General features: G+C 67.7%; 11 protein-coding genes and 1 pseudogene. 4 read left to right on the top strand and 8 right to left on the bottom strand.

Annotated elements, in window-relative coordinates:
- Window positions 1-713, bottom strand: a 713-nt coding sequence (locus OFY01_RS28575; protein WP_266604771.1) for a gamma-glutamyl-gamma-aminobutyrate hydrolase family protein, incomplete at its 3' end; no start/stop codon positions are given.
- 316 nt (window positions 714-1,029) lie between these two features.
- Here OFY01_RS28575 and OFY01_RS28570 point away from each other — a divergent pair.
- Window positions 1,030-1,938 (top strand): LysR family transcriptional regulator, encoded by a 909-nt coding sequence (locus tag OFY01_RS28570; RefSeq protein WP_266604770.1) that lies wholly within the window; start codon window positions 1,030-1,032, stop codon window positions 1,936-1,938.
- Between the two features lie 286 nt (window positions 1,939-2,224).
- Entirely contained in the window at window positions 2,225-3,229 is a 1,005-nt protein-coding gene (locus OFY01_RS28565) for a L,D-transpeptidase (RefSeq protein ID WP_266604769.1), read from the top strand.
- 28 nt (window positions 3,230-3,257) lie between these two features.
- Here the strand turns inward: OFY01_RS28565 and OFY01_RS28560 are convergent, their stop codons facing one another.
- The gene (locus tag OFY01_RS28560) at window positions 3,258-3,506 is read right to left on the bottom strand and encodes a hypothetical protein (RefSeq protein ID WP_266604767.1); all 249 of its coding nucleotides are present in this window, start codon (window positions 3,504-3,506) and stop codon (window positions 3,258-3,260) included.
- A 115-nt stretch (window positions 3,507-3,621) separates the two neighbouring features.
- Here OFY01_RS28560 and OFY01_RS28555 point away from each other — a divergent pair, with 115 nt between their 5' ends.
- Window positions 3,622-4,092, top strand: coding sequence for a DIP1984 family protein (locus OFY01_RS28555; RefSeq protein WP_266604765.1), 471 nt, complete (start codon window positions 3,622-3,624; stop codon window positions 4,090-4,092).
- A 185-nt stretch (window positions 4,093-4,277) separates the two neighbouring features.
- Here OFY01_RS28555 and OFY01_RS28550 read toward each other — a convergent pair whose 3' ends face one another.
- The 6 genes and pseudogenes from OFY01_RS28550 to OFY01_RS28525 form a co-directional block, all read right to left on the bottom strand.
- Window positions 4,278-4,703 carry a hypothetical protein gene (locus OFY01_RS28550; RefSeq protein WP_266604763.1) on the bottom strand — a complete coding sequence of 142 codons (426 nt, stop codon included), beginning with the start codon at window positions 4,701-4,703 and terminating at the stop codon, window positions 4,278-4,280.
- 113 nt (window positions 4,704-4,816) lie between these two features.
- The gene (locus tag OFY01_RS28545; RefSeq protein ID WP_266604761.1) at window positions 4,817-5,050 is read right to left on the bottom strand and encodes a hypothetical protein; all 234 of its coding nucleotides are present in this window, start codon (window positions 5,048-5,050) and stop codon (window positions 4,817-4,819) included.
- A gap of 117 nt (window positions 5,051-5,167) precedes the next feature.
- A pseudogene (locus OFY01_RS28540) lies at window positions 5,168-5,314 on the bottom strand (transposase); the annotation flags it as partial.
- A 5-nt stretch (window positions 5,315-5,319) separates the two neighbouring features.
- Complete coding sequence (locus OFY01_RS28535; protein WP_266604759.1) at window positions 5,320-5,553, bottom strand: hypothetical protein; 234 nt, start codon at window positions 5,551-5,553, stop codon at window positions 5,320-5,322.
- A 37-nt stretch (window positions 5,554-5,590) separates the two neighbouring features.
- Window positions 5,591-5,800, bottom strand: a complete 210-nt coding sequence (locus OFY01_RS28530) for a DUF397 domain-containing protein (protein WP_266604757.1) — start codon at window positions 5,798-5,800, stop codon at window positions 5,591-5,593.
- Window positions 5,797-6,645: a helix-turn-helix domain-containing protein gene (locus OFY01_RS28525; protein WP_266604755.1), complete on the bottom strand. Its 849-nt coding sequence runs from the start codon at window positions 6,643-6,645 to the stop codon at window positions 5,797-5,799. The genes OFY01_RS28530 and OFY01_RS28525 overlap by 4 nt, the downstream gene beginning before the upstream one ends.
- Before the next feature lie 220 nt (window positions 6,646-6,865).
- On the opposite strand from OFY01_RS28525, the gene OFY01_RS28520 reads away from it, so the two are divergent.
- The gene (locus tag OFY01_RS28520; protein WP_266604753.1) at window positions 6,866-7,528 is read left to right on the top strand and encodes an ATP-binding protein; all 663 of its coding nucleotides are present in this window, start codon (window positions 6,866-6,868) and stop codon (window positions 7,526-7,528) included.
- Window positions 7,529-7,609 lie beyond the last annotated feature (81 nt).

Genomic DNA, 7,609 nt, shown 5'->3' with positions numbered 1-7,609 from the left:
CCGGGGCGGCCCACGCCGCGGCGGGCCGCCGCCACCAGCGCCTCCACGATCACACCGTCCGGCCCCATTTCCGGGTGCCACTGCACACCGAGAACAAAGGGGTGTTCGGTACTTTCGACGGCCTCCACCGTGCCGTCCTCAGCGTGTGCCGCGAGCGCCAGCCCGGCCCCGATCCGGTCCACGGCCTGGTGGTGGTGGGTCGGCACCTGCCTGCTTCCGGGCAGCAGAGAGCCGATCCGGGTGCCCGGCGCGGTGGTGACGGCGTGCGGCGCGAAGTAGCCGGGCCGCGCGTTGTGGGCCTCGTGGCCCACGTGTTCGGGCAGGTGTTGCACGAGGGTCCCGCCCGCGTGGACGTTCATGAGCTGCATGCCCCGGCAGATCCCGAGCACGGGCAGACCCCGGTCCAGCGCCGCGGCCAGCACGGCCTGCTCCCACCGGTCGCGTACGGGAACCGGTCGCCCCGTGCGGGGGTGCGGCTCGGCCCCGTACAGCGCGGGATCCACGTCCTCGCCGCCGGTGAGGACCACGGCGTCCAACTGGTCCACGACGTCGGGCGCCGCCTCCGGCGCGTCGGGCGGCAGCAGGACCGTGCGGGCTCCGGCGCGCTGGACACACTCCGCGTAGGCCGCGGGCAGGACCGCGGCAGGCAGGTCCCACTCCGCCCATCGGGCGTCGGTGAGATAGGTGGTGAGTCCGATGAGCGGCTTGCGCAACGTCGCGCCCCTTTCACAGCACAGTGATCGATCGGCTGTCGCCTCCCCGACGTACTGCGCCGTACCGCACCGCGACGCGCCCCGACTCGCTATTCGCACATATGTACGAATATGATGACGGCTCGCGGCCCCGGCGGGCACAGATGTGTCACGGGGTGTGTCACGGGGTGAGTCACGGGTGTGGGTGAAGGGATCAGCCACGGTCACGGGCGGTATGCGGCTGCTCGCGCCCTGTCCGTTGGGCAGAATCCTGCTGCTGTTCCCTCTGTGGCACAAGAAAAGACATCTTCGCATCAGATAAGCGAGAGTTAACTTCATGCAGACGCTCGACCCACGGCTACTCGCCACCCTTGAGGCCGTGGTGCGCAACGGGTCCTTCAACGCCGCCGCACAGGAACTGGGCTACACGGCCCCGGCCGTGTCGCAGCAGGTCGCCGAGCTCGAACGCCGTTCCGGCCTGCGCCTGCTGGAGCGGCGCCCCGTGCGGGTGACCCCGGCGGGCCAGGTCCTGCTCGACGCGGAGGAGGGGGTGCGCTCGGCGCTGTCGGCGGCCTCCATGGAACTCGACGCACTGCGTGCCGGCACGGCGGGGCGGATACGGCTCGGCGCCTTCGCCTCCACCGCGGGGGTGCTCGCGCCCAGGGCGCTGGCGGAACTGCACACGGCCTACCCGGACGTACGCGTCAGTCTCTCCCAGCTGGAGCCGGAATCGAGCCACACCCGGATCAAGCGCGGAGACCTCGACCTCGCCCTGACCTACGACTACGACTTCATCCCGCTGCCGCCGCCGCGCACCCTGCGCCGCACCCTGGTGGCGCACGACCCGGTGATGGCAGTGCTGCCCGCGGGGCACGAACTGGCGAGCCGTCACGCCATCGACCTGGCCAGCCTGGCTTCCGAGACGTGGATCGCCGCCCCGGACGCCGCACTGCGACTGGACCTGCTGGCGCAGTTGGCCAAGACGTCGGGTTTTGAAGCGCGCATGGAGTACGAGGGCAACGACTTCAACACCGTCCTCGGCTTCGTGGCCGCGGGCATGAGCGTCGCCGTCCTGCCCAGACTGGCACTCCCGGAGGGCGCTCCCGGTGTGGTCGCCCGGCCACTCGTCGAACCGGCTCTGACCCGCTTCATCTACACCGTCCGCATCGACACCCGCCACACGCCACGGGCGCTCCTGGTTCTGGAGCGGATGCTCGCCGAGCAGGTACGGGCGGCCGTCTCCTGACGCGCGCCCAGGAGACCGTGCACAGCGCACAGCGCTGCGCGCAGGAGACCGTGCACAGCGCACAGCGCATCCCCCAGCAGAACCGAACCGGCCCCGTTGCGAAGACTTGACGCACGCTTTGCCCACGGCATGCAACTGGCGCCCGCTCTCACGCAGTCAAACAGGACGTCGGGTCGAATGAAGACTCGGGGGAATCGACGCGAATGCGTACCGCGCGGCGCGGTACACGGATGCGGTACGCGGCGTCAACAAGAAAGCGGGGCGGGCAGTGGGACGGGGCAGAGGTATGGGCGGCAAGCGTAGGAGCGGCATAGGCATCGCGCTGGTGACGGCGGCGACGCTGATGGGCGTGAGCGCGTGCGGCGGCGGTAGCGACAAGGCGGCCATCGGCGACGACGGCAAGGCACAGGGGAACAACCCGAGCGCGAGTGCGAGCGCCACGGCGTCCCCGAAGCCGCCGAAGCCCAAGGGCCCGCCGATGCTGCTCGACTCGATCACGCCGCGCAGCGGCGCCACGGTCGGCGTCGCGATGCCGATCTCGGTGGTCTTCACCAACCCGGTCGCGCAGAAGGCCCGCGCGACCGTCGAGAAGCACATGAAGGTCAGCGCCTCCACGCCCGTCCAGGGCGCCTGGCACTGGTTCGGCAACCGGCGCGCCGACTGGCGCCCGAAGACGTACTGGCCCTCCGGTACGAAGGTGAAGATCGACGCCGACATGAAGGACGTCAGCAACGGCAACGGCCGCTACGGCGTCCACGCCTACACCCACACCTTCACCATCGGCGACGACGTCCGCGCGAACGTCTCCGTCACCGGCCACACGATGAAGGTGACGAAGAACGGCGCCCCGGTGCGCACCCTGTCGATCAATGCGGGCAGCGCCCAGTACCCGACGTGGAACGGCACGATGGCGGTCATCGACAAGTCGCGCAAGGTCCACATGACCTCGTGCAGCGTCCACATCAGCTGCACGAAGGGCGCCCCCAACTACTACGACCTCACGCTGCCCTGGGACGTCCACCTCACCCAGTCCGGCACGTACGTCCACTACTCGACCGGCGACCCGTACCCGGGCAGCGGCAGCGCCCGCGGCTCGCACGGCTGCGTCCACCTCTCAAAGGCGGACGCCAAGTGGTTCTACGGCGAGGTCAAGCAGGGCGACCCGGTCACCATCACCGGCTCCCCGCGCGCCAAGGCGGCGCCCGACAACGGCTATGCGTCGTTCAACCTGAGCTGGTCCCAGTGGCTGGCGGGCAGCGCGTCGGGGGAGACGACCACAGGCACCCTCTGACGCCCGCCGACGCGGCCGCCGCCCCCGCCTACCACCCTGCGGTCGGGTGCGTCCCGTTGCCGTAGCAGGGGCCCTGACACAGGGTGCGGCTCTCCTCGGCCTCGTCGCTCACCGGCATCGCGTACGTCTCCTTCTCCCAGGCCCCGCGGGTGGCGGCGGCCTGGGCGGCGTACTCGTACGCACGACAGTCATCGCACTGCGTGCACCCGCCCCACCGCCCCTCATGCCGGTACCGGCTGTGCCCGCAGGTGCACCGGAACCTGACGCGCTCACTCACGGGACTCCACGGCGTACCGCCCCCGACCGGCTGACCACGCGAAACTCGGATGCCGGCCGCCCCACACTCGCCCATACTTGCGTACGCACATGGACGACGGACAGGGGGCGCGGGAATGAAGCTGGCCGAGGCACTCGCGGAACGCGCGGAGGCGGTACGCCGCGTGGAACAGTTGAAGTCACGGGTGGTGGACAGCGCGCGATACCAGGAGGGCGAGACGCCCGCCGAGAACGCCTCCGACCTCCTTGCCGAGGCGGACGAGGCGCTGTCCGCCCTGGAGACACTGATCCGCCGCGTCAACAGGACCAACGCGACAGTCCAGTTGGCGGAGGGCGGCACCCTTACCGACGCCCTCGCCCGCAGGGACGTACTGCGCATGCGTCACGCGGTGCTCACCGCGGCGGCGGACGCGGCAGCGGGCGCGGGCGGCCGCGGCTACGGCCGCCAACTCCGCTCCGAACTCCTGATGTTGTCCGCCCTCCCGGTCGCGGACCTGCGCCGCCAGGCGGACGACCTGGCCCGGGAGATCCGCGAACTCGACGTCCGGATCCAGCGCACGAACTGGGAGGCGGACCTCCTGGACTGAGTACGTGGAAGGAGAAGGGGGAAGCGGATGTGGAGCAGGTAGCCGCTCCGGAGGCGTGCACACACCGAGAACCGGCGGTCTTCCGGTTCACTCCTGGTGCGTGAAGGGCAACGCAGGGGTTCGAGTCCCCGTCGACAGCGCAGCCCAGCAACGCGTACAGGTGACCGTGCACCGCACACAGCACATCACCACGTGCAGATCCGGAACGGCGAGGGCGGGTCAGGGGCACTCCACATGAGACACACAGGGCACTCCCGGCATATCGGATGTATCAGGCGCATCGGGAAAGGGCGGAGCCCGCGGGCGCTGATCGAGTGGACGGGCACGTAGTCGTCGGACGGCTCAAGCCGCGCACGGGTGACCGTGCCGTCGGGAGCCGCGAACCAGTAGGCGCTGGGCAGCACCTCTTCGGCAGGGTAGAGCACCACGGTGTGCGCGTTCCGTGCGGTCGCAGCCGCCAAATCGGCCTCCGCAGGCTGAGGTTGAACGGTCTCCTGGAGGTAAATGCCGAGAGACGCGCTCACATCCCCTTGGCGCTCGACCATGTCGCACAGGACGAGCGCGCCCCAGTCGCGCAAGTCCTGGTCGGATTCGGCATCGGCGACATCCACGTCCGTGGCGGGGACACTCAGACGCTGGGCAAGCACTCGCGCGACAGAGCAGGCACCGAGCGGTGCCAACGTCATTAGGTTGTACGTCATTTGCTGCGGAACGACCGGCGCGTTCAGCTCACACCCATGCCGCGCTCCGGCCAGCCTTTCCGCTCGTCGAACAGAGAGCTGATCTTCCGGGACGCCTTGAGGAACGTGTAGTCGGCGTCCCCGTCGTCCGGCGTGGAAGTGCGACTGCCAGTGGCGATCGTAAGAGTACGAGACATCTCCGACGGTCCTTCGCCGAAGCAGTAGCGGACACAGCCAGGCTGCTCGGACAGCTTCTTGAAGTAGACGACGGAGGCCATCAAAGGGCACCTTCCTCAGGGCCGAGAACACGGATCAGAGCGGCGACGACCCCCTCGCCGTCAGGCTTCGGAACCTCCCCATCACGCAACCTCGTGATCCATTACCGACAGAAGCTCCCCCTTGGGGGACAGCGACAAGACCATCTCGTCGATCCCGCCGAGCCGCCGCTGCCGCTTCTTGACCAGCATCGGCTCGAACGTGCCCGCCCGGTCCCGGGGGACTTCGATCTCGACCGGGCCGACCTCGGTGACCACCGTCTTCGCCGGTCTCAAGTGTGCATCCCTGGCGCTGGGGTGGCATCTCCACCCGGGGCTTGCTCGTCACTCTCACCTTGCGGGAACCGGTGGTCATGCCCATAATCAGCGGTCTGCCAGTGAGCCTTTTTCAACCTGACGAGCGCGCCGAACGGCGTCTTGCCCTCGTCTTCCAGCGCGTGGCGCGAGATCGAGATCGCCTGCTCCAGGAACTTCCGGTCGTCGGGGCGTTCCGGTCCGTACGGCATGCTCTACCGAAGGCTATGACCGCGCGTACTCGGCGAACTATCGAATGTTGCCCAGGAAGTTGGACCAGGCCTGTGATGCGAAGGAGATGACGTCTCCGTCCTTGCGCTTGGAGTCCCGGACGTGTACAGCCTCGCCGGAGCGGACGGAGCACTCCAGACATTCGCCCCCTGCTCCGTTGCTGTAGGACGACTTGAACCAGTGAGCGTCGTCGGAGGCGAGGTTGAGCAAGCGGTGCTTCGTGTTCATCGGGAGTGCTCCTTGATGATGTTCTCGATCAGAAGGGTAGAACGCTGAGGGCTCAAGGCCGCGGCGCGAAGCCCGTCGAAGGCGCGCGTGTACTCACGGACGTGAGGTTCGCCTTCGAGGTACACAGCGTCGGTGATCCCATCCCGATAGACGACATCGGGGTCTTCTTGGTCAGGAAACCCGAGAATGGTGAAGGGCCCTGTCACCGGCCGCGTGCCGGAATCGAAGGGGAGCACTTGCAGGGTCACCGAGCCGAAGTGCTCAAAATCAAGCAGGTGTTCGAGCTGTTCACGCATGACGGACCGGTTGCCGATGGTGTTGCGAAGCGCACCTTCGTTGATCACGAACCACGCGTCCGGGCCGCCGTCACGCGTCAACATCTCCTGACGCTCGAGGCGTACGCGGATGGCGCGCTCCGAGTCCTCCGGTGTCATGTGGGAGCCGCCGGTGTGCAGCTCCGTGATGTACGCGGGCGTCTGCATGAGGCCGGGGACCAGCTCGCACTGATACTGGCGGAACGAGGATGCGTCTTGTTCGAGGCCGATGTAGATGTTGAACCACTCCGGTACGCCGGAACCGTGAACCTGCCACCAGCCCTTGGTCTTGGCCTGCCTGGCCAGGGCCTTGAGGAACTCGCGTAGCTCGTCGCTGGTCTCGTAGAACCGGCACAGGGCGTCGACGTCGGAGGGCTGTACACGACCATGGCCGGTCTCCATCCGGTTCACCTTGGACCCGCTCCAATCAAGCTCGGCTCCGACCTGCGCGCAGGTCAGGCCGCTTGCCTCACGGAGCTTCTTCAACTCGATCGATAGTCGCCGACGTCGTGCAGTCGGAGATCCAGCCATTTCGACACCCTCCTCGCTAGCCGGGCCCAGTCTCCGTGCCAAGGGGCATGCTTGCCAATCACTCGATCGTGGGAATCCCTTCTTGCAAATTGCAGAACGGGATAGTTGGGCGTCACTCTGTGAGTACGGCTGGTTGGAGATGGCGAATCGCCAATCTCCGTTCAGAGCCGGAAGTTGCGTGCCACTGGCAGTCGTGAACCTCTACGGAGAGGGAGAGCCCGTGAACCAGCAGCACTGTGTGTCCCGTAAACCCTGGGACCTGGCCTTCGCGGCCGAACCGGAGGAGTTGGCAGCACTGCGCCGCATCACGCGGCTACACCTGCGACATTGGGGGCTACCGCACCTCATCGAGGCCGCTGAGCTGTGTGTGAGCGAGATGGTGTCCAACGTCATTACTCACGTAGGGCCGGGAACGCCCACACAACTCGCGCTTTCGATGAGCGGCACGTTCCTCCACATCGAAGTGCAGGACCCGGACTCGCGAGCTCTCCCGACGCTCATCAGCGCCGCTGATGACTCGGAGGCCGGGCGCGGCATGCGACTCGTGGACGCAGTGACGGACCGCTGGGGCGTCTCGCTCAAGGCCGATCGCAAGGTGACCTGGTGCGAGTTGGCCACCGGGGTCGCCACGCCGGGAGGGCATGTGGGAGGTGAGACGGTCGATCGGGCCGAGGCTCTTCTCGGTCTCTACGGAGAGGTGGAACGACTCCGGGCAGCCGGTGGTGACAGGGGAGCACCCGTCGTTGCCGCCGTGAGCAAGGCGACGGCCATCGATGCGATCTCCGATCTGCTCTGCTGGGTGCACATGCACGGCCACGACGCGGACGAAGTACTGGAGAGCGCCGAACTCCGTTGTGAATACGTGTTGAGAGTGGTGTTGTGACCTTGCAGAGGAGTGCCCGAGGCCCGGCCGAGTGAATTCCCCACTGTCACGCGCCCCCGTGGACGGTCTTCCTGCGAACAG

This window comes from Streptomyces beihaiensis, assembly GCF_026274175.1.
In the GTDB taxonomy this organism is placed as follows: Bacteria; Actinomycetota; Actinomycetes; order Streptomycetales; family Streptomycetaceae; genus Streptomyces; species Streptomyces beihaiensis.
This window is presented reverse-complemented; position numbering and strand designations above follow the sequence as displayed.

Excerpts from the sequence above, each read along its gene's own strand:
- OFY01_RS28545 (WP_266604761.1), bottom strand. The coding sequence starts at position 5,050 with ATGGCCTCCGTCGTCTACTTCAAGAAGCTGTCCGAGCAGCCTGGCTGT.
- OFY01_RS28530 (WP_266604757.1), bottom strand. The coding sequence starts at position 5,800 with ATGAACACGAAGCACCGCTTGCTCAACCTCGCCTCCGACGACGCTCAC.
- OFY01_RS28565 (WP_266604769.1), top strand. The coding sequence starts at position 2,225 with ATGGGCGGCAAGCGTAGGAGCGGCATAGGCATCGCGCTGGTGACGGCG.
- OFY01_RS28525 (WP_266604755.1), bottom strand. The coding sequence starts at position 6,645 with ATGGCTGGATCTCCGACTGCACGACGTCGGCGACTATCGATCGAGTTG.
- OFY01_RS28570 (WP_266604770.1), top strand. The coding sequence starts at position 1,030 with ATGCAGACGCTCGACCCACGGCTACTCGCCACCCTTGAGGCCGTGGTG.
- OFY01_RS28555 (WP_266604765.1), top strand. The coding sequence starts at position 3,622 with ATGAAGCTGGCCGAGGCACTCGCGGAACGCGCGGAGGCGGTACGCCGC.
- OFY01_RS28535 (WP_266604759.1), bottom strand. The coding sequence starts at position 5,553 with ATGCCGTACGGACCGGAACGCCCCGACGACCGGAAGTTCCTGGAGCAG.